This window comes from Streptomyces sp. NBC_00448 (genome assembly GCF_036014115.1).
Classification (GTDB): Bacteria; Actinomycetota; Actinomycetes; order Streptomycetales; family Streptomycetaceae; genus Actinacidiphila.
In genome coordinates this window covers 7175263-7194559 of the sequence record NZ_CP107913.1, presented here as the reverse complement: position 1 = coordinate 7194559, position 19297 = coordinate 7175263, and the positions used below count along the sequence as shown (strand labels likewise).

15 protein-coding genes are annotated in these 19297 nt (G+C 73.5%); 4 read left to right on the top strand and 11 right to left on the bottom strand.

From position 1 onward, the window contains the following. Window positions 1-51: 51 nt before the first annotated feature. The 3 genes from OG370_RS31120 to OG370_RS31110 all read right to left on the bottom strand — a co-directional run bounded on the left by OG370_RS31120 (window position 52) and on the right by OG370_RS31110 (window position 5773). Entirely contained in the window at window positions 52-1512 is a 1461-nt protein-coding gene (locus OG370_RS31120; RefSeq protein ID WP_328470086.1) for an aldehyde dehydrogenase family protein, read from the bottom strand. A 243-nt stretch (window positions 1513-1755) separates the two neighbouring features. Beyond that, a complete protein-coding gene (locus OG370_RS31115; RefSeq protein WP_328470084.1) occupies window positions 1756-3324 on the bottom strand; it encodes a PucR family transcriptional regulator in 1569 nt (522 codons plus the stop codon). An 85-nt stretch (window positions 3325-3409) separates the two neighbouring features. Beyond that, window positions 3410-5773 carry an ATP/GTP-binding protein gene (locus tag OG370_RS31110; protein ID WP_328470082.1) on the bottom strand — a complete coding sequence of 788 codons (2364 nt, stop codon included), beginning with the start codon at window positions 5771-5773 and terminating at the stop codon, window positions 3410-3412. A 272-nt stretch (window positions 5774-6045) separates the two neighbouring features. Between OG370_RS31110 and gabT the strand changes: the two genes are divergently transcribed. After that, complete coding sequence (gene gabT, locus OG370_RS31105; RefSeq protein ID WP_328470080.1) at window positions 6046-7377, top strand: 4-aminobutyrate--2-oxoglutarate transaminase; 1332 nt, start codon at window positions 6046-6048, stop codon at window positions 7375-7377. 436 nt (window positions 7378-7813) lie between these two features. Then, entirely contained in the window at window positions 7814-8494 is a 681-nt protein-coding gene (locus OG370_RS31100; RefSeq protein WP_328470078.1) for a phosphatase PAP2 family protein, read from the top strand. A gap of 26 nt (window positions 8495-8520) precedes the next feature. On the opposite strand, the gene OG370_RS31095 is transcribed toward OG370_RS31100, so the two are convergent. The 7 genes from OG370_RS31095 to OG370_RS31065 form a co-directional block, all read right to left on the bottom strand. Beyond that, a complete protein-coding gene (locus OG370_RS31095) occupies window positions 8521-10020 on the bottom strand; it encodes a CoA-acylating methylmalonate-semialdehyde dehydrogenase (protein WP_328470076.1) in 1500 nt (499 codons plus the stop codon). A gap of 91 nt (window positions 10021-10111) precedes the next feature. Beyond that, entirely contained in the window at window positions 10112-10561 is a 450-nt protein-coding gene (locus tag OG370_RS31090) for a hypothetical protein (protein ID WP_328470074.1), read from the bottom strand. 142 nt (window positions 10562-10703) lie between these two features. Next, the gene (locus tag OG370_RS31085) at window positions 10704-12098 is read right to left on the bottom strand and encodes an NAD(P)/FAD-dependent oxidoreductase (protein ID WP_328474601.1); all 1395 of its coding nucleotides are present in this window, start codon (window positions 12096-12098) and stop codon (window positions 10704-10706) included. 1 nt (window position 12099) lies between these two features. Next, the gene (locus OG370_RS31080) at window positions 12100-12897 is read right to left on the bottom strand and encodes an ABC transporter permease (RefSeq protein WP_328470072.1); all 798 of its coding nucleotides are present in this window, start codon (window positions 12895-12897) and stop codon (window positions 12100-12102) included. Beyond that, on the bottom strand, window positions 12897-13838 hold the full coding sequence (locus tag OG370_RS31075) for an ABC transporter permease (protein ID WP_443060775.1): 942 nt from the start codon (window positions 13836-13838) through the stop codon (window positions 12897-12899). Before OG370_RS31075 ends, OG370_RS31080 begins: the two co-directional genes overlap by 1 nt. Then, window positions 13835-15085: an ABC transporter ATP-binding protein gene (locus OG370_RS31070; protein WP_328470070.1), complete on the bottom strand. Its 1251-nt coding sequence runs from the start codon at window positions 15083-15085 to the stop codon at window positions 13835-13837. The genes OG370_RS31075 and OG370_RS31070 overlap by 4 nt, the downstream gene beginning before the upstream one ends. A gap of 35 nt (window positions 15086-15120) precedes the next feature. After that, window positions 15121-16350, bottom strand: coding sequence for a polyamine ABC transporter substrate-binding protein (locus OG370_RS31065; protein ID WP_328470068.1), 1230 nt, complete (start codon window positions 16348-16350; stop codon window positions 15121-15123). A gap of 338 nt (window positions 16351-16688) precedes the next feature. On the opposite strand from OG370_RS31065, the gene OG370_RS31060 reads away from it, so the two are divergent. Both OG370_RS31060 and OG370_RS31055 read left to right on the top strand, forming a co-directional pair. Continuing rightward, window positions 16689-17798 (top strand): adenosine deaminase, encoded by a 1110-nt coding sequence (locus OG370_RS31060; protein ID WP_328470066.1) that lies wholly within the window; start codon window positions 16689-16691, stop codon window positions 17796-17798. A 4-nt stretch (window positions 17799-17802) separates the two neighbouring features. Beyond that, window positions 17803-18510 (top strand): glycerophosphodiester phosphodiesterase, encoded by a 708-nt coding sequence (locus OG370_RS31055; protein WP_328470064.1) that lies wholly within the window; start codon window positions 17803-17805, stop codon window positions 18508-18510. Window positions 18511-18520: 10 nt separating this feature from the next. Here OG370_RS31055 and OG370_RS31050 read toward each other — a convergent pair whose 3' ends face one another. Beyond that, on the bottom strand, window positions 18521-19171 hold the full coding sequence (locus OG370_RS31050; RefSeq protein WP_328470062.1) for a nitroreductase family protein: 651 nt from the start codon (window positions 19169-19171) through the stop codon (window positions 18521-18523). Window positions 19172-19297: the final 126 nt, after the last annotated feature.

Here is a 19297-nt window from a genome sequence, read left to right as displayed (position 1 = left end):
GCCGCTGACGTGCTGTCAACGGCGGCCGTACCGCGGTGGCGCCCGGTGGCGCTACAGGTCGAGCCCTGTCAGCACCAGCACCCGCTCGTAGGTGTAGTCGTCCATCGCGTACTTCACGCCCTCGCGGCCGTGCCCGGAGTCCTTCACCCCGCCGTACGGCATCTGGTCGGCGCGGTAGGACGGCGCGTCGCCGATGATCACACCGCCGACCTCCAGGACCCGGTGGGCCCGGAAGGCGATCTGGAGGTCATGGGTGAACACGCCGGTCTGCAGGCCGAACCGGGAGTCGTTGACGGCCGCGAACGCCTCCTCGGCGCCGTTGACCCGGTGCAGTGACAGCACCGGCCCGAACGCCTCCGCGGTGGCCAGCACCGCGTCGCCCGGCAGGTCCGCCAGGACGGTCGGCGCGTAGGTCGCCCCGTCCCGGGCGCCGCCGGTGAGCAGCTTCGCGCCCTTGCCGACGGCGTCGTCCACCCACTGCTCGACGCGCTCGGCGGCGGCCTCGCTGACCAGCGGGCCGACGTCGGTGGCGGCGTCGTTGGGGTCGCCGGTGACCTGGGCGCGCACCTTGGCGACGACCTTCTCGGCGAGCGCGTCGTACACGGCCGCGTCGGCGATGACCCGCTGCACCGAGATGCAGGACTGGCCGGCCTGGTAGTTGGCGAAGGTGGCGATCCGGGTGGCCGCCCACTCCAGGTCCTGCTCGCTCGACCAGTCCGCGAGCACGACCGCCGCGGCGTTCCCGCCCAGTTCCAGCGTGACGTGCTTGCGCGGCACGGAGTCCATGATCTGGTACCCGACGGTGTCGGAGCCGGTGAACGAGATCACCGGCAGCCGCGGGTCGCGCACCAGCTCGGGCATCCGGTCGTTCGGCACCGGCAGCACGCTCCAGGCGCCCTCGGGCAGCCCCTCGGTCTCGGCGAGCAGTTCGCCGAGCAGCAGCGCCGACAGCGGGGTGGCCGGTGCGGGCTTGAGGATGATGGGCGCGCCGACCGCGAGCGCCGGGGCGACCTTGTGCGCGACCAGGTTCAGCGGGAAGTTGAACGGCGCGATGCCCAGCACCGGGCCGCGCGGGAAGCGGCGGGTCAGCGCGAGCCGGCCGACGCCGCCCGGGTCGGTGTCCAGCCGCTGCGCCTCGCCGCCGTTGAAACGGCGCGCCTCCTCGGCGGCCCAGCGGAACACCGACACCGCGCGGCCGACCTCGCCGCGCGCCCACTTCAGCGGCTTGCCGTTCTCCGCGGTGATCAGGGCGGCCAGTTCCTCGGCCCGCTCCGCCAGCCGCTTCGCCACGTGGTCCAGGGCCGCGGCCCGTACGTGGGCGGGGGTCGCCGCGAACGCGTCGGTCGCCGCGGCCGCCGCGGCGACGGCCTGCTCGACCTGGTCCTGGTCCGGCACGCTGACCCGGCCGACCAGGCCGCCGTCCCACGAGCTGGTCACGTCGAACGTCTCCTCGCCGCGGGCCGGGCGGCCGGCAAGCCAGAACGCGTACGGGGCTGCGCCTGTGGTGGTCACGGTGATCCCGCCCTTTCGTCGGATGCGCGACCAAAGTAGTCGGCGCCGTCGCGCCCCTCCCTTGTCCACGGCGGAGCACGCCCGCCACCCTCCGCTACAACTTGGCCAGGGCCCCGATGCCGCCGGAGTGCCTCGGCCCGCCGGTCGAGGGACCGCCTGCCGCAGAGAGCCCGGCCACCCACCCACTCACCGCAAGGTTCCGCGACCACGGGGCCGGGCACCTCAAGGTGTCAGGGCGCCTGGCTACGCTTCCGCTTTGAGGGCGAGCCACAGCTCCATACGGACGTCCGGGTCGTCCAGCGAGCGGCCGAGGATCTCCTCGACCCGCCGCATCCGGTACCGCAAGGTGTGCCGGTGCACGCCGAGGTCCGCGGCGGCGGCATCCCACTGGCCGTGGTGGGCGAGCCACGCGGCGAGCGAGGCCACCAGGTCCCCGCGCGACGTCGCGTCGTGCTCCCGCAGCGGCCGCAGCAGCCCCTCGGCGAAGGCCCGCACCGCGTCGTCGGCGAGCAGCGGGACGACCGAGCCGACGCCGACCTCGCCGTGCTCGACCAGGTTCACCCCGCGCCGCCGGGCGACCGCGAGGGCGCGCTCGGCCTGGCCGCGGGCGGTGGGCGCGTCGGCGGGGTCCAGCGGCCCGGACAGGCCGGCCGCGAGCCCGTCCTCGGCCTCGGCCAGGTCGGTGGCCGCGGTGAGCGCCGCGGCGCCCTCGGCGGCGAGCACGATCAGCCGCTCGCCCTCGGAGACGACCAGCAGGGGCTCGGCGGCGCGGACGGCCGCGGCCTCCGCGCGCTCGGCGAGCAGGGCCAGCGCGTCCGGCACCTCCGGCGTCTCCGGCCCGGGCCCGGCGGCCGCGGAGGCGCCGCTCGACTCGGCGATGAGCATTCGCACCGGAGCGTCCAGGAGCGTGCCGTACAGCGGACCCGCGGTGTCCCGGGCGTGCGCCGCCTCGCCCGCCAGCAGCATGCGCAGCAGCGCCGCGGAGAGCCGGCCCTGCGCGGCGACCAGGGCGCGGGACTGTTCCAGCGAGAGCGTCAGCAGCGCGACGGCCGCGTGCACCACGTAGCGCGCGGCGGTGTCGAGGCGCTCCTCGGTGCCGACCGCGAGGAAGCCGCGCGGGCGCCGTCCGGTGCCCAGCGACTGCAGTTCGACCCGGTCCTCGCTGCCGGCCGGACCCGCCACCGCCGCGCTCGCCGGCGCGGCGACGGCCCGCAGCCGGTCGATCTCGCCGCCCAACCGCGCGGCCCTGCGGCCCGCCCACTCCGGCGCCACGGCCAGCACCGCGCCGGACGCGTCGTACAGCGCCGCCCAGCCGTTCAGGTGCGCCGCCAGCCGTGCCAGCAGGGCGCCGGTGCCGTCGGAGGCCAGCGCGGCCCTGGTCAGCTCGCGCTGCGCCTCGAACCCGGCCGTCACCGCCTGGTACTGGTCCGCGGCCACCGCCGCCGACACCGCCTTGCTGATCGCGATGAACGGGGTCGCCCGCGGCACCTCCAGCAGCGGCAGCCCCACTTCGTCCGCCGCCGCGACCAGTGCCCGCGGCACCTCGTCGTGTCCCACCCCGACGCCGAAGCCCAGCCCGACCACGCCCGCCGCCGCCAGCCGCCGTACATATCCGGCCACCGCCTCGGGGTCGGCCGTGTCCAGCTTCAGCCCGGTGGTGAGCAGCAGTTCCCCGCCCTCCAGATACGGCGCCGGGTCCTCCAGCTCGCTGGTGTGCACCCAGCGCACCTCGGCGCCCAGCCGGCCGCCCGCGGCGAGCACGGTGAGCTTGAGGGACGTGTGGTGCGCGAGCGCCGCGAGCGTGAGAGACATGCCTACCTGGTGCCGTTCAGAGACGGAGATCTGCCGACCGGTCGCCGACACCCTGGATTCCCCCGCACCGTACCTCAACCCTCGCTCAGGCTCGCAGATCGACCAGAACCGGCGGCGCGTGCTCTCCCGAGGTGGTCGTCAACGACACCACCGCGTGTCCCACGGGCACCTGCTGGGCCAGGTCGGCGGCGCTCCAGCGCTCCCGCTCCACCTCACGGACGGTCACCGACTCGGTGGTGACGACCTCGCCGGTGAACAGCCGCCGCACGCCCCGGCTCAGCCGCCGGGGCAGCCCGCCGGACTGGTCGGGGGTCCGGGTGATGTCGCGGGTCTGCACCCGCATGGTGCCCCACGTCTCGGAGAAGAACCGGCCGTCGCGAGGTGAGACCCCGGCGAACACCATCCGGCAACCCACCGCGCCGACCACGGCGCCGCGCAGCCCCTCGGGCAGCGCGTCCAGCGAGCTGAGCCCGAACATCGCGCCCGCGTTCAGGCCGCGCAGCGACGGCAGCGCGCGCAACGTGCCCTCCGACAGCGCGTGGGTGGCGTCGTCGACCACGATGCAGGCGAACAGCGAGCGGTCCCGGCGCGCGGTGACCGCGGCGGTGAACTGGGCGAGGAGCAGCCGGACGAGTATCCGGGACGCCTCGGTGTGACCGTGCTCGGGCAGCACGACCCGGACCCGCACCGACCGGGCCAGCGCGGGCATCGAGAACGACGGGCGCTGCCCCGATCCGTCGAAGAACCCGGCGAACGCGGGCCGGTCGAGCAGCCCGACCCGGTCCGCGAGTTCGGTGCCGACGTCACCGGGCCGGGCGCTCTGCCGCACCCGCGCGTCGAGTTCGCGCACCAGGCCCGGCATGCCCACCGCGTCGACCGCCTCGCGCAGCTCGGCGACGGCATGCGGCAGGCCCTCCAGCAGTTCGCGCAGCACGGGCACGGTGGGGAACCGGCCGTACGCGGCGGCGTACGGGGCGAGCAGTTGGCCGAGCGCCGTGGCCGCCCGGCGCTGCTCGTTCTCCGGCCCGTCGGTGAGCGCTTCGGCGAGCACCCAGGCCGCCAGGTCGGGGTCGGTGGTGCCGCCGTACAGATCGAGGCCGCACGGCGAGCCGGGGTCGGCCAGCGAGACCACCATGTCGTACGACTCGGTCGGGCCGAGGTCGACGTCGGCGCCCGCGACCGCCACCACCGCGGCGCGGCCGGCGAGCGCCTGCAGGCACAGCGACTCCACGACGGGGCGCATGAGCAGCCGGCCCTTGTCCGCGCCCGGCGGCCCGACAGCCAGCAGCCCGGTGCCGAGCACGCCCGGGTCGAGGGCGACACCCGCGCCGCGGTACTGGTAGCCGTTACGCGGGTCCTCCACGCCCCGGCCGATCCGCACCTGGCCGGCGAGCAGGTCGTGGTCGGCGGTCCGCCGCGGCAGGTCCCGATGGCCGGACGGGTGCGCCATCGCCGCCCCGCCGAGTTGCAGCACCACGTCCGCGAACTCCTGCGCGCCCTCGGGCCGCCCGTGCACCGCCTGCCACGACTGCCGCACCCGCACGCAGTCCACGTCGTTCATCCGCCCGGTCCGCACCTCCTGCGCCAGCCGGTCGGCCACCAGGCCGTACCCTGCCTGGCGCAACTCGGACCACTCGGCGGGGCCGGGGAGCGCCGCGTGGCCGCCGGGGCCCTGCTTCGGCACGGGCCCGGCGCCGTACGGCTGCTGCCCGCTCACGGCACCGCGACCGCGCAGCAGTTCGATCCAGCGCCCGTACCTGGCGGCGACCACCGCCACGAGCACCGCGACGATCACGTCAACCTCGTACTCCACCCGCAGGGCCGCCTGCTCGCCGTGCTGGAACGACGAGGGCGGATAGAACGGCAGGATCAGCGACATCAGCGGCAGGAACTTCTTGTCGCTCAGCACCCACACGCACACGCCGATCACCGCGGCAGCCGCCGCTCTGGCACGGGGCTCGTGCAGATAGCGCCTGCCCACCTCCCGCCAGCTGCCGATCCTGGCGAAGTAGTGGGTGAGCAGCGCCAGCCAGAGGCACTGGTAGAGCGCCGCGGCGAACTGGCCCAGCCGGGACGGGGGGGTGCTGTGCCACCACGTACCCGGGGTGACCAGGGTCAGCGGGCGCTTCCAGAGCGGAATGTAGCCGTCGCGCATCAGCGACCACAGCAGTAACCCGCACACCAGCGCGAGCACCGCTCCCCCGATCAGCCGGCGATCGGTCATCCGGTCGGGGTCGTCCGGCGGCCGGGGCACGTGCCCGTAGGCGTAGATGCCGGGCGCGTCGGACACCCTCGGGGTGCGCAGCCAGCGTTCGACCGCGGACAGCGGCGGCGCCTGCGCGGGTGCGGGCGGTGGCACGGCCGGCCGCCGGACCGGGGTGTTCGGGGGCCTCGGCGGAGGGGGCGGGCCGTAGGGGGCGCCCTGGGTGTTGCGGTCCTTGGCATCCATCGCGTGCCTGCCCCTCGCCCCTCCATCACCGCCGATGCGCACAATGTAGTCGAGCCGCTACGCCGACAAAAGGATCTTGGCGTATTACGGCGCCGCCACCCGCACTGTCCGAACCGGCGAAACCGCGGGCGGCAGTGTTACCTATCGGCGTATGCGGGTGCGCCGGGGCCCGGCCTACTCTCCGGGAGGACTCGGAAGACCACAGAAGACCACGGAAGACGTCGCCACGTTGCCGTAACAGCGTCAGAGCGTAAGTAAGGAGAGCGCCCGTCATGACCGAAGTGCCGCAGGAGCGCAGGCTCGTCACGGAAGTACCAGGACCGAAGTCGCGGGAGTTGGCGGCCCGGAAGTCGGCCGCGGTGGCCGACGGGGTGGGGGTGACGCTGCCGGTGTTCGTGGCCCGCGCGGGCGGCGGCGTCGTGGAGGACGTGGACGGCAACCGGCTGATCGACTTCGGCTCGGGCATCGCCGTGACGTCGGTCGGCAACAGCGCGGAAGCCGTGGTGCGGCGCGCCTCGGCGCAGCTCGCCGACTTCACCCACACCTGCTTCATGGTCACCCCGTACGAGGGTTACGTGGAGGTGTGCGAGGAGCTGGCGCGGCTCACCCCGGGCGACCACGCGAAGAAGTCCGCGCTGTTCAACTCCGGCGCCGAGGCGGTGGAGAACGCGGTGAAGATCGCCCGGTCGTACACCAAGCGCCCCGCGGTGGTGGTGTTCGACCACGGCTACCACGGCCGGACCAACCTCACGATGGCGCTGACCGCGAAGAACATGCCGTACAAGGAGGGCTTCGGGCCGTTCGCGCCGGAGGTGTACCGGGTGCCGCTGGCGTACGGGTACCGCTGGCTGACCGGGCCCGAGCACGCGGCGGAGGAGGCCGCGGCGCAGGCGATCGACATGATCACCAAGCAGATCGGCGCCGACCACGTGGCCGCGATCGTGATCGAGCCGATCGCGGGCGAGGGCGGCTTCATCGAGCCGGCGAAGGGCTTCCTGCCGCGGATGGCGCAGTTCGCGAAGGACAACGGCATCGTGTTCGTGGCGGACGAGATCCAGACCGGCTTCTGCCGGACCGGGCAGTGGTTCGCGTGCGAGGACGAGGGCGTGGTGCCGGACCTGATCACCACGGCGAAGGGCATCGCGGGCGGGCTGCCGCTGGCGGCGGTGACCGGCCGAGCGGAGATCATGGACGCGGCGCACTCCGGTGGCCTGGGCGGCACCTACGGCGGCAACCCGGTGGCGTGCGCGGCCGCGCTCGGCGCGATCGAGACGATGCGGGAGCTGGACCTGCCGGCGCGGGCGCGGCGGATCGGCGAGGTGATGACGCCGCGGCTGCGGGCGATGCAGGAGAAGTTCCCGGTGATCGGGGAGGTGCGCGGCCGGGGTGCGATGATCGCGGTCGAGCTGGTGCAGCCGGGCACGAAGGAGCCGAACCCGGCGGTGACCGGCGCGGTCGCCAAGGCGTGTCACGCGGCCGGCCTGGTCGTGCTGACGTGCGGCACCTACGGGAACGTGTTGCGCTTCCTGCCGCCCCTGGTGATCGGCGAGGATCTGTTGAACGAGGGCTTGGACATCATCGAGGAGGCCCTCGCCGGCGTGTGAACCAGGCGGTCCGTGTGACGGATGTGAACCGTGCGACACGGGGGACGGGGTCGTGAAGAAGGTGTGCGAGCCTGATGGCGGACGGGTGATCGACGACCCTGATGAGCCGCCTGTGACGTACGGTTTCCGAGGAACACCCCGCACGTGGCCGAATCCCAGCGAGGAGGCCGCGGGCGACACCGCGCCGATGAATCCCCATCACCGGCGCAGCAGTGCCCTCGCGCACGAAGCAGCCGGGACCTTTGGCTCCGGCAATCCTCGCCGATCGGCTGGCCGTTCGTCCCAAACCCCCCGGGACGGACGGTACGGCGATCGCCCTGGCCGCCCCGGAACTCTCCCCCCTGTTCCGGGGCGGCTGACTCCTTTCCGGGCGCTCTTCGCGCTGCTCACCGTCTTCGCGCTCGCCGTCACCGCCTTCTGCCTGCTGACCTGGCAGGTGTCGGCCGGCGGCCGGCTGGTCGCCGACGACGGGCGGCTGCTGCGCGACGTACGGCGCACGGCCGCCGCGCATCCCGGCTACGACGGGCTCGCCCATCTGCTGTGCGACCTCGGCGACATCGCGGTGGCCGTGCCGGTGCTGCTGGTCGCCCTGGTCCTGGCCGCCCGTCTGGGGCGCCGGGCGGGGCTGCCGCGCTGGTGGGTGCCGCCGGGCGCGGCGGCGCTGGCGATGTGCCTGCTGCCGGTGCTGGTGGGTGCGGTGAAGTCGGGGGTGGACCGCCCGGCGCCGGGCCGGGTGCACGCCGACCCGAACTACGGCTACTTCCCCTCCGGGCACACCGCGACGTCCTCCATGGCGTTCGGGCTGGCCGCGCTGGTGCTGCTGCCGTTCGTCCGCCGTACGGCGGTGCGCGCGCTGCTGGCCGCGGGCACCGTGCTGCTGGCGCTGCTGGTGGGCGTGGCGCTGGTGTGGTGCGACTACCACTGGCCGCTGGACGTGCTGGCGAGCTGGTGCCTGGCGGTGGCGCTGCTGTCGGCCGCGGCGGCCGCGCGGCTGGTGCCGGGGGCGGCCGGCCGCGGCGGCGGCAGCGACGAGGAGGCGGACGGGGATGCGGGCGGGGACGGCACGGGCGGCGACGCCACGGAGGACGGCGCCCGCGGGGGCCGCGACGGGGTCTGAGCGGCGCCCGCGGGGTCGGCAGGGGGTCAGGAGTTGGTCGGGAAGCCCAGGTTCAGGCCCGCGTGCGAAGGGTCGGGCCACCGCTGCGTGACCGCCTTGCCGCGGGTGAAGAACCGCACCCCGTCCTCGCCGTAGGCGTGCGCGTCGCCGAACAGCGAGGACTTCCATCCGCCGAAGGAGTAGTACGCGACCGGCACCGGGATCGGCACGTTGATGCCGACCATGCCCACCTCCACCTCGTGCTGGAAGCGCCGGGCGGCGCCGCCGTCGCAGGTGAACAGCGCGGTGCCGTTCCCGTACGGGTTGGCGTTGATCAGCGCCAGGCCCGCGTCGTAGCTGGGCACGCGGACCACGGAGAGCACCGGGCCGAAGATCTCGTCGTCGTACACGGACATGCCCGGGCGGACGTGGTCGAAGAGGGTCGGGCCGAGCCAGAAGCCGCCGGGGTCGCCGTCGATCGCGTGCTTGCGGCCGTCGGTGGCGAGGACGGCGCCGTCGGCGGTGCCGGCGTCGAGGTAGGCGGTGACCTTGTCGCGGTGCGCGCCGGTGACGAGCGGGCCCATCGCCGAGCCGGGCGCCGAGCCGGGGCCGACGGTGAGGGTGGCGATGCGCTGCTTGATCCGCGCCACCAGGTCGTCGCCGACCGGGTCGACCGCGACCAGCACGGACACCGCCATGCAGCGCTCGCCCGCGGCGCCGTAGCCGGCGTTGACGGCCGCGTCGGCGGCGAGGTCCAGGTCGGCGTCGGGCAGCACCAGCATGTGGTTCTTGGCGCCGCCCAGGGCCTGGACGCGCTTGCCGTGGCGGGTGCCGGTCTCGTAGACGTGGCGGGCGACGGGGGTGGAGCCGACGAAGGAGACCGCCTTGATGTCGGGGTGCTCCAGCAGCCGGTCGACGGCCGCCTTGTCGCCGTGCACGACGTTGAACACCCCGTCGGGCAGCCCGGCTTCGCGCCACAGCCCGGCGAGGAAGTTCGCGGCGGACGGGTCCTTCTCCGACGGCTTGACGACCACCGTGTTGCCGGTGGCGATGGCGAGCGGGAAGAACCACATCGGCACCATGGCGGGGAAGTTGAAGGGCGAGATGATCGCGACCGGGCCGAGCGGCTGGCGCAGCGAGTAGACGTCGACGCCGGTGGACGCCTGCTCGGTGTAGCTGCCCTTGGCCAGCTGCGGGATGCCGCAGGCATACTCGACGACTTCGAGGCCGCGGGCCACCTCGCCGAGCGCGTCGGAGTGCACCTTGCCGTGCTCGGAGACGATCAGCGCGGCCAGTTCGTCGCGGCGGGCGTTGAGCAGCTCGCGGAAGGCGAAGAGCACTCCGGTGCGCTTGGCGACGGAGGTGTTCCGCCACTCGCGGAAGGCGTCGACGGCGGCGCCGACCGCCTCGTCCACGACCTCGGGTCCGGCGAAGTCCACCTGCGCGGTGATGCGGCCGGTGGCCGGGTCGTAGACGTCGCCGTGCCGCTCGGCGGTGCCCGTCCAGGGGCGGCCGGCGATCCAGTGGGTGAGGTGCGAGGTCGTCACGGGGTGAACCCTTCCGTCGTCGTCTGCCGCCAGTGTCGCCACGGGCGGCGGGCTGCCACAAGCACCCGGGCCGGGCCGGAGGGCCCGGGACCTACCCACCGGCGAGCTGGGCGGCCGCCTCGTGCATCGCCAGTTCCAGCACCACCGGGTCGGTGAGGTGCCCGGAGCCGTCCGGGGGGACCAGCCAGCGCACTCCCCCGGTCGGCCGGCCGGGGTAGGGCACCACGATCCAGGTGCCGCGCCCGGCCCCCCGCACCCCGGTGCCGAGCCAGCGGGCGGCGGTGCCCGGCGGCACGAAGAACCCCATCCGGGCGTCGCCGAAGTCGGCGAGCACCGGGCCGGTCCGGCCCATCAGCCGGGTCAGCACGTCGAGCGTGGGATAGCCGATCCTGCCGGGCAGGATCAGCACGTCCCACTGCCGCCCGGCGGGCAGCAGCGCCACCCCGAGCGCGCTGCGCTCCCACTCCCACCTGCACCCCCGCGGGTCGTCCGCTACCGAAGCCAGCCACTCCACCGCGCTCTTCGCGCCTGCGTCGGCCATCGTGGGCCCCCTCCGTCTCTCGTGTGACGCGTCTGCCGTCACACGAGAGACAGGGGTGGGGCCGGATCATTACGCGGGTTTCGCTACCCATTGGTAGTGATCCGGCTCACAGCCGGGGAGGCGCGGGCCGGGTGCGGGCCGCTCACGAGTCGAAGCCGAGACCGGCCCGGTCCAGGGCGCGCAGCCACAGGTTGCGCCGCCCCTGCGCGCGGTCGGCGCGGGCCAGTGACCACTGGGTCAGCCCGATCCCGGCGGTGGCCAGCGGCTCGGGCGGGAAGGGCAGCGGGCGCTCGCGCACCATGGTGAGCGCGGTGCGCTCGGTGGGCCGCCCGGCCAGCAGGTCGAGCATCACCTCGGCGCCGAACCGCGTGGCGCCGACGCCGAGTCCGGTGTACCCGGCCGCGTACGCGACCCTCCCGCCGTACGCCGTGCCGAAGAACGCCGAGAAGCGGGTGCAGGTGTCGATCGCGCCGCCCCAGGCGTGGCTGAACCGCACCCCCTCCAACTGCGGGAAGCAGGCGAAGAAGTGCCGGGCCAGCCGCAGGTACGTCTCCGGGCGGTGGTCGTACGCGGCGCTCATCCGGCCGCCGCGCGGGTAGATCGCGTCGTAACCGCCCCACAGCACGCGGCCGTCGGCGGTCAGCCGGAAGTAGTGGAAGCGGTTGGCGCTGTCGCCCAGGCCCTGCCGGCCGCGCCAGCCGATCGCGGAGCGTTGGTCGGCGGTGAGGGGTTCGGTGGTCAGGGCGTAGTCGTAGACCGGCACGGTGTGGTGCCGGGTGCGGCGCAGCAAGGAGGGGAACACGCCGGTGCCCAGGGCCACATGGTGGGCGAGCACCCTGCCGTACGGGGTGCGCACGGCGAGCGCGGCGCCGTGCCGGACCAGGGCCGTGGCGGGGGTGTGCTCGTGGATGCGCACGCCGGCCCGGGTGGCGGCGCGCTTCAGGCCCCAGGCGAGCTTGGCCGGGTGGACCAGCGCGACGCCCCTGCGGTCGTACAGGCCGGCGCGGAAGGTGGGCGAGTCGACCTCGGCGCGCACCTGGTCGCGGTCGAGCAGTTCCAGGTCCAGGCCGTGCCGCACGGCGGTGGCGTGGGCCTCGCGCAACTCCTCGACCTGGTGGTCGGCGGTGGCCACGTCGATCTCGCCGGTCCGCTCGAACTCGCAGTCCAGGCCGTAGCGTGCGACGGCGGCCTCGATGGCGTCGAGGTTGCGCTCGCCGAGCGCCTGGAGGGTCGCGAACTCCTCGGGCCAGCGCGCCAGTCCGTTGGCGGTGCCGTGGGTGAGGCTGGCCGCGCAGAAGCCGCCGTTGCGGCCGGAGGCGGCCGCGCCGATCCGGCCGCCCTCGACCAGCACCACGTCCCGGTCCGGGTCGCGCTCCTTCGCCAGCAGCGCCGTCCACAGCCCGCTGTAGCCGCCGCCGATCACCAGCAGGTCGCAGTGCTCGGCGCCGGCCAGGGCCGGCTCGGCGTCCGGCCGGGCCGGGTCGTCGAGCCAGTACGGCAGCGGGCGGGCGGCGGCGAGCGCGCGGGCCGGGTCCATGTCAGCCACGCGCCTTCCTGCGGCCCCCGACCAGCTGCCCCGCCAGCACCAGCAGCACCGCGAGCACGAACACGGCGGTGCCGATCACGTTGACCTGTACCGGGGTGCCGCGCTGCGCCGAGCCCCAGACGAACATCGGGAAGGTGACGCTGTTGCCGGCGTTGAAGCTGGTGATGATGTAGTCGTCGAAGGACAGCGCGAACGACAGCAGCGCGCCGGCCGCGATGCCGGGTGCCGCCAGCGGCAGCGTGACCCGCAGGAAGGTCTGCGTCGGGGTGGCGTAGAGGTCCTGCGCGGCCTGCTCCAGCCGCGGGTCCATGCTCATCACGCGGGCCTTGACCGCGGTCACCACGAAGCTCAGGCAGAACATGATGTGCGCGATGAGGATGGTCCAGAAGCCGAACTGGATGCGCATGTTGAGGAAGAGGGTGCCGAGCGAGGCGCCCATCACCACCTCGGGCATCGCCATCGGCAGGAAGATCAGCATGTTGGTGGCGGCTCGGCCGCGGAAGCGGTAGCGGGCCAGCGCGAAGGCGGTCATGGTGCCGAGCACGGTGGCGGCGAGGGTGGCGTAGACCGCGATCTTCAGGCTGAGGGTGAGCGAGCCGCACATGCCGGCGACGCCGCAGGGGTGCTGCCAGGCGTCGGTGGAGAACTGGTTCCAGGTGTAGTTGAAGCGGCTCTTGGGCTTGTTGAAGGAGAAGGCGAGCACCACCAGGTTCGGCAGGATGAGGTAGCCGAGGGCGAGGACGCCCGCGATCACCACGAGGTTGGCGCGCAGCCGGCGGATCAGGCGCATCAGACCAGCTCCTCCGTTCCGGCCCGGCGGATGTAGAGGGTGACGACGGCGAGGATGACGGCCATCAGGAGGAACGAGAGGGCGGCCGCCGTCGGGTAGTCGAGCACCCGCAGGAACTGCGACTCGATGACGTTGCCGATCATCTGCTGGTTGGTGGAGCCCAGCAACTCGGCGTTGATGTAGTCCCCGGAGGCGGGGATGAAGGTCAGCAGGGTGCCGGCCACCACGCCGGGCATCGACAGCGGGAAGGTCACCTTGCGGAAGACGGTGAACGGGGTGGCGTACAGGTCGCCGGCCGCTTCGTGCAGCCGGCCGTCGACCCGCTCCAGCGAGGTGTACAGCGGCAGGATCATGAACGGCAGGAAGTTGTAGGTCAGGCCGCACACCACGGCCAGCGGGGTGGCCAGCACCCGGTCGCCCTGGGTGATCCGCAGCCAGGACGTCACGTCGAGCAGGTGGACGTCGTTGAGGAAGGACACCACCGGCCCCTGGTCGGCGAGGATCGTCTCCCAGGCGAGGGTGCGGATCAGGAAGCTGGTGAAGAACGGCGCGATCACCAGGATCAGCAGCACGTTGCGCCACCGCCCGGCCCGGAAGGCGATGGTGTACGCCAGCGGGTAGCCGATCACCAGGCACAGCGCGGTGGCGATGCCGGCGTAGACCAGGGAGCGCACGAAGTGCGGCCAGTACTCGCTCAGCGCGTCCCAGTAGGTGGCGAAGTGCCAGGTGACCTTGAAGCCGTCCTCCAGGGTGCCGGTCTGCACCGAGGTGGACGCCTGGTAGACCATCGGGGCGACGAAGAAGACCAGCAGCCAGGCCACCCCGGCCAGCAGCAGCAGGTAGGGCACCCGACGCCGGCGGGCGGCGGCCCGGCGCATCGCCTTGGGCGGCCGGGGCGGCGCCGCGGCGGGCGGCGGCAGGGGTTCGGTGGCGGCGGTCATACGGCGGCCCCCTCGGCGGACTCGGTGCGGTCGGTGCCGCCGGCCCGCGACTCGGCGCCGCCGGTCCTCCCGTCGCCGGCCGCGTCGTCCAGCCCCGCGTCCAGGCCGGCGCCGATGTCCTGTCCCGCGTCGAGTCCGAAGGTGTGCTCGGGGTTCCAGTGCAGGACGACCGGCGCGCCGGGCACCAGCCGGGCGTCGCGCTCCACGTTCGGCACGAAGACCTCGAGGCCGGTGCAGACCGGGCTGTCGACCACGTACTGGGTGGACACGCCGATGAAGCTGGAGTCCACGATCCGGCCGGATATCCGGTTCCGGCCGGCGGGCACGCCGGCCGCGTCGTCGCGGTGCACGAGGGTGATCTTCTCCGGGCGGACCCCGGCCAGCACCCGGTCGCCGCGGGCCGCCTCGGTACGGCAGCGGGCGGCGGGCAGCGCCAGTTCCTGCCCGGCGCGGGTGAGCGTGAGGGTGCCGTCGGCGACGCCGGTGACCTCGGCCTCGATCAGGTTGGAGGTGCCGAGGAAGTTCGCGACGAAGGTGGAGGAGGGGTTCTCGTAGAGGTCGGCGGGCGCGCCCATCTGCTCGACCCGGCCGGCGTTCATCACCGCGACGGTGTCGGCCATCGTCATGGCCTCCTCCTGGTCGTGGGTGACGTGGATGAAGGTGATGCCCACCTCGGTCTGGATGCGCTTGAGTTCGAGCTGCATCTGGCGGCGCAGCTTCAGGTCGAGCGCGCCGAGCGGCTCGTCGAGCAGCAGCACCTTCGGCTGGTTGATCAGCGCGCGGGCCACCGCGACGCGCTGCTGCTGGCCGCCGGAGAGCTGGTGCGGCCGGCGCCGGGCCAGCGGGCCGAGCTGCACCAGTTCGAGCATCTCGCCGACCTGCTTCTTCACCGGCTTGATGCCGCGCCGGCGCAGCCCGAACGCCACGTTCTCGTAGACGTCCAGGTGCGGGAAGAGCGCGTAGTTCTGGAAGACGGTGTTGACCGGGCGCTTGTACGGCGGCAGCGCGGTGACGTCCTGGCCGCCCAGGTGCACCGCGCCGGTGCTGGGCGTCTCCAGGCCGGCGATCATCCGCAGGGTGGTGGTCTTGCCGCAGCCGGACGCGCCGAGCAGCGCGAAGAACGAGCCGGCCGGCACCGCCAGTTCGAGCGGGTGGACGGCGGTGAAGGCGCCGTAGGACTTGCTGATCCCGGTGAGGCGGACGGCGGCGTCGGCGGACTTCGCTGTGCTCGTGCTGGGGGTCGTCATGGGTTGTCCTCGGGGGGTGCGGGAGCAGGCCGGGGTCAGGCGCCGATGAGCTTGGAGAACTTGTCCTCGTACCGCGCGTCCTGGGCGTCGGTGAGCGAGCGGAAGTCGTGGCCCTTGGCGTCCATGGCCGCGTCGGGGATGATCAGCGGGTTGCTCGCCAGCTTCGGGTCGATCTTCGCCAGGTACGGCTTCACCCCGGCGACCGGGCACACGTAGTTGATGTACGCCGAGACCTGCGCGGCGACCGCGGGCTCGTAGTAGTAGTCGATCAGCCGTTCCGCGTTCGTCTTGTGCCGGGCCTTGTCGGGGATCAGCAGGTTGTCGGTGGACGACAGGAAGCCCGAGTCGGGGAAGACGTACTCGATGTCGGGGTCGTCGAGGCGCAGTTGGACCAGGTCGCCGGCCCAGGCCAGGCAGGCGGCGATGTCGCCCTTGCTGAGGCCGTCGGTGTAGTCGTTGCCGGTGAACTTCCGGATCTGCTGGCTGTCGACGGCCTTCTGGATGCGGGCGACGGCCGCGTCGAAGGTGTCGTCGGTGACCTTCTCGGGCAGCTCGCCCATGTCGAGCAGGGTCATCCCGATGGTGTCGCGCATCTCGGAGAGCATGGCGACCTTGCCCTTGAGCGAGCTGTCGTCGAGGAGTTGGGAGACGGAGCTGATCTTCCGCCCGCCGGTGGCCTTCTTGTTGTAGGCGATACAGGTGGCGATGCCCTGCCAGGGGTAGGAGTAGGCGCGGCCGGGGTCCCACTCGGGGCTGCGGAAACGCTGCTCCAGGTTGGCGTAGGCGTGCGGCAGGTTCGCGGAGTCGAGTTGCTGCACCCAGCCGAGCCGGATCATCCGGCCGGCCAGCCAGTCGGTGAGCACCATCAGGTCGCGGCCGGTGTCCTGGCCCGCGGCGAGCTGCGGCTTGATCTTGCCGAAGAACTCGACGTTGTCGTTGATGTCCTCGGTGTACTTGACCTTGATCCCGGTGCGCTTGGTGAAGGCGTCGAGGGTCGGATGGTGCTTGCCGTCGTCGGTGACGTCGATGTACTCGGTCCAGTTGGAGAAGTCGACCACCTTCTCCTGCGCCGAGTGGTCGGTGGAGACGGTGTCGCCCTTGCGGCCGGCCGCGGGGATGCCGCAGCCGGTGAGGCCGACGGTGGCGACCGCGCCGAGCCCGGCGGCCCGCAGCAGCGAACGGCGGGCGAGCGCTCCTCGTCCGCTGGTCATGCTGCGCGCCATGGCGGCGCGCTGGGGCGGTGTGAGGGTCTCGAACAGCTCCATGGGTGGTGCCCTTCCGAGGGATCGGCCGGGTGGCGCCGGGCGGGTGGGCCGGGGGCCGGACGGGAGGACCGGCCAGGGGTGGCCGGGGCGCCCCGCCGGGGTCGCGAATCCATGTACCAGCGTGGTCAAAGCCTGGATTGATGGCTGATCCTGGCAGAGCCGACCGCCTCCAACAAGGGATTCCGTTGTTGCCTTTTGGTTAATCGACGAAATCTGTGCTCCGACCTTTCGCTACGCCCCGCGCCGGCAGGACCCGTACCCGGGGGCGGGGCGCATTACGATGAACGGCACCGGCCGCGCGCCGGCCCGTCCCGCACGCCCCTCCGGAGGAACCCCGCATGCCCGAGACCGTCCCCGGCCCCTCCCCCGCCGCCGTCCCCGCCGCCGGCGCCGGTCTTGACTCCTTCATCGCCGGGCTGCCGAAGGCCGAGCTGCACGTCCACCACGTGGGCTCCGCCTCGCCGCGGATCGTCTCGGAACTGGCCGCCCGGCACCCGGACTCCAAGGTGCCCTCCGACCCGGCCGCGCTCGCCGAGTACTTCACCTTCAAGGACTTCGCGCACTTCATCCAGGTCTACCTGTCCGTGGTGGACCTGATCAGGGACGCCGAGGACGTACGGCTGCTGACGTACGAGGTGGCGCGGGACATGTCCCGGCAGCAGATTCGCTACGCCGAGCTGACCGTGACGCCGTACTCCTCGACCCGCCGGGGCATCCCCGAGCAGGCGTTCATGGAGGCGATCGAGGACGCCCGCAAGGCCGCGGAGGCGGAGTTGGGCGTGGTGCTGCGCTGGTGCTTCGACATCCCCGGCGAAGCGGGCCTGGAGTCGGCGGCGGAGACCGCGCACCTGGCGGTGGACCTGCGGCCGGAGGGCCTGGTCTCCTTCGGGCTCGGCGGGCCCGAGATCGGGGTGCCGCGGCCGCAGTTCAAGCCGTACTTCGACCGGGCCCGGGCGGCCGGGCTGCACAGCGTGCCGCACGCCGGCGAGGCCACCGGCCCGCAGACGATCTGGGACGCGCTGGACGTCCTGGGCGCGGAGCGGATCGGCCACGGCACCAGCGCCGTGCAGGACCCCCGACTGCTGGACCACCTCGCCGAGCACCGCATCCCGTTGGAGGTCTGCCCGACCTCCAACATCGCCACCCGGGTGGTGCCCACGCTGGAGGAGCACCCGATCCGGCGGATGGTCGAGGCCGGCGTCCTGGTCACCGTCAACAGCGACGACCCGCCGATGTTCGGCACCGACCTGAACACGGAGTACGCGGTCGCCGCCCGGCTGCTGGAGCTGGACCGGGCGGGCCTCGCGGAGCTGGCGAAGAACGCGGTGCACGCGTCGTTCCTCGACCCGGCGGGCAAGGCGCGGCTGGCGGCGGAGATCGACGCGTACACCGCCGCGTTCGTCGACGCCTCCACCGGCGGCACCGGCGTCCCCGCCGCGCGGGGCTGACGCCATGGCCCCGCGCCCTGGACACCGGGTAACGGTCGTCGCCCATAGGGGCGACCCTTACGTGCACCGCGAGAACACCCTGCCCTCGGTGCGCTCCGCCCTGCACAAGGGCGCCGACGTCGTCGAGGTGGACATCCGCCTCACCCGGGACGGCGTGCCGGTGCTGCTGCACGACGCGACCCTGGAGCGGCTGTGGGGGCGCCCGGCGCCGGTGACCTCGCTGACCTACGACGAGGTGGCCGAGGCCACCGGCGGCGGCGTGCCGGCCTTCGCGGACGCGCTCGCCGAACTCCTGCGGCGGCCCGGCCCGGCCCGGATGCTGATCGACCTCACCGAGGTCCCGCAGGCGGCCGCGGCGATCACGGCGGTACGGGAGGCGGGCGCGGCCGACCGGGTCTACTACTGCGGCGAGTTGGCCGCGATGCGCGAGGTGCGCGCCCTGGAGCCGTCGGCCGAGGTCGCCATGACCTGGACGACCTCCGCGCGCCCCACCGACTCGCTGATCGACGGCCTCGGCCCGCGCTGGCTCAACCTCCGCTTCGGGCTGGCGAATCCGGCCACCGTCGCCTGGGCGCACGACCGCGGCCTGCTGGTCGCCGCCTGGACCGCGGACTGGCAGCGCTCGATGTCCCGCCTGGTGGCGGCCGGGGTGGACGCCATCACCAGCAATCGGCTGGACGCGCTGCTGCGCGTGGCGTCCCGGCCCGCCTGACCGCCCGGCCTCACCACCCCTGCCAGTGCAGCACCTCCGCACGCGGCACCCGCCGGGCCGGCCGGAAGTCGGTGCCGATCGTGTACGCGACGGGGATGAACGCCACCTGCATCAGCCGCTCGTACGGCACTCCCAGCGCCCGGGACAGCTCGCGCTCGTACGCCAGGCCGCCGGTGGTCCAGCAGGAGCCGAGGCCGCGTTCCCGGGCGGCGAGCATGAAGCTCCACACGGCGGGGAGGATCGAGCCCCAGGTGCCGGCCTGGCGTTCCACGGAGGCGCCGTCGGTCCGTCCTTCCACATAGGGGACGACCAGTGCCGGCACCCGGTGGAGGTTCGCGTGGAGGTGGGCGAAGCCGGCGCCGACCCGCGCCATCCGGCCGGACGCCACGTTGGCGCGCCGGACGTCGCGGGCGGTCAGCGGCTCGGCGTCGCCGGGCGCGGCCGCGCTGGCCCGCCAGATGTCGGCGACCTCGCGGCGCTTGTCCTCGTCGGTGACGATCACGAAGTGCCAGCGCTGCCGGTTGCGGCCGGTCGGCGCCTGGACGGCCAGGTCGACGCACTCCTCCAGCAGGTGCCGCGGCACCGGGCGGTCGAGGTCGAGCCGCAGCCGTACCGCGCGGGTGGTGGACAGCAGCTGGTCGGAAGTCAGGTCCAGGTTCATGGTGTTGAGGGTGGCGGGCGGGAGCGTCTGGCGGCCAGCGCCGCATTCCACCCAGTGGAAGGCGGCCGGTTGGAGCCTTGCCCGGGGGAAGTCCGCCGGTGGAGGCCACCTGGTGGAAGCCGCTTC

What these genes read in the sequence shown, in the direction of transcription:
- OG370_RS31110 (WP_328470082.1), bottom strand. Translation starts at nt 5,773, where the DNA reads ATGGATGCCAAGGACCGCAACACCCAGGGCGCCCCCTACGGCCCGCCC.
- OG370_RS31115 (WP_328470084.1), bottom strand. Translation starts at nt 3,324, where the DNA reads ATGTCTCTCACGCTCGCGGCGCTCGCGCACCACACGTCCCTCAAGCTC.
- OG370_RS31085 (WP_328474601.1), bottom strand. Translation starts at nt 12,098, where the DNA reads ATGGACCCGGCCCGCGCGCTCGCCGCCGCCCGCCCGCTGCCGTACTGG.
- OG370_RS31090 (WP_328470074.1), bottom strand. Translation starts at nt 10,561, where the DNA reads ATGGCCGACGCAGGCGCGAAGAGCGCGGTGGAGTGGCTGGCTTCGGTA.
- OG370_RS31080 (WP_328470072.1), bottom strand. Translation starts at nt 12,897, where the DNA reads ATGCGCCTGATCCGCCGGCTGCGCGCCAACCTCGTGGTGATCGCGGGC.
- OG370_RS31070 (WP_328470070.1), bottom strand. Translation starts at nt 15,085, where the DNA reads ATGACGACCCCCAGCACGAGCACAGCGAAGTCCGCCGACGCCGCCGTC.
- OG370_RS31065 (WP_328470068.1), bottom strand. Translation starts at nt 16,350, where the DNA reads ATGGAGCTGTTCGAGACCCTCACACCGCCCCAGCGCGCCGCCATGGCG.
- OG370_RS31075 (WP_443060775.1), bottom strand. Translation starts at nt 13,838, where the DNA reads ATGACCGCCGCCACCGAACCCCTGCCGCCGCCCGCCGCGGCGCCGCCC.
- OG370_RS31050 (WP_328470062.1), bottom strand. Translation starts at nt 19,171, where the DNA reads ATGAACCTGGACCTGACTTCCGACCAGCTGCTGTCCACCACCCGCGCG.
- OG370_RS31060 (WP_328470066.1), top strand. Translation starts at nt 16,689, where the DNA reads ATGCCCGAGACCGTCCCCGGCCCCTCCCCCGCCGCCGTCCCCGCCGCC.
- OG370_RS31055 (WP_328470064.1), top strand. Translation starts at nt 17,803, where the DNA reads ATGGCCCCGCGCCCTGGACACCGGGTAACGGTCGTCGCCCATAGGGGC.
- gabT (WP_328470080.1), top strand. Translation starts at nt 6,046, where the DNA reads ATGACCGAAGTGCCGCAGGAGCGCAGGCTCGTCACGGAAGTACCAGGA.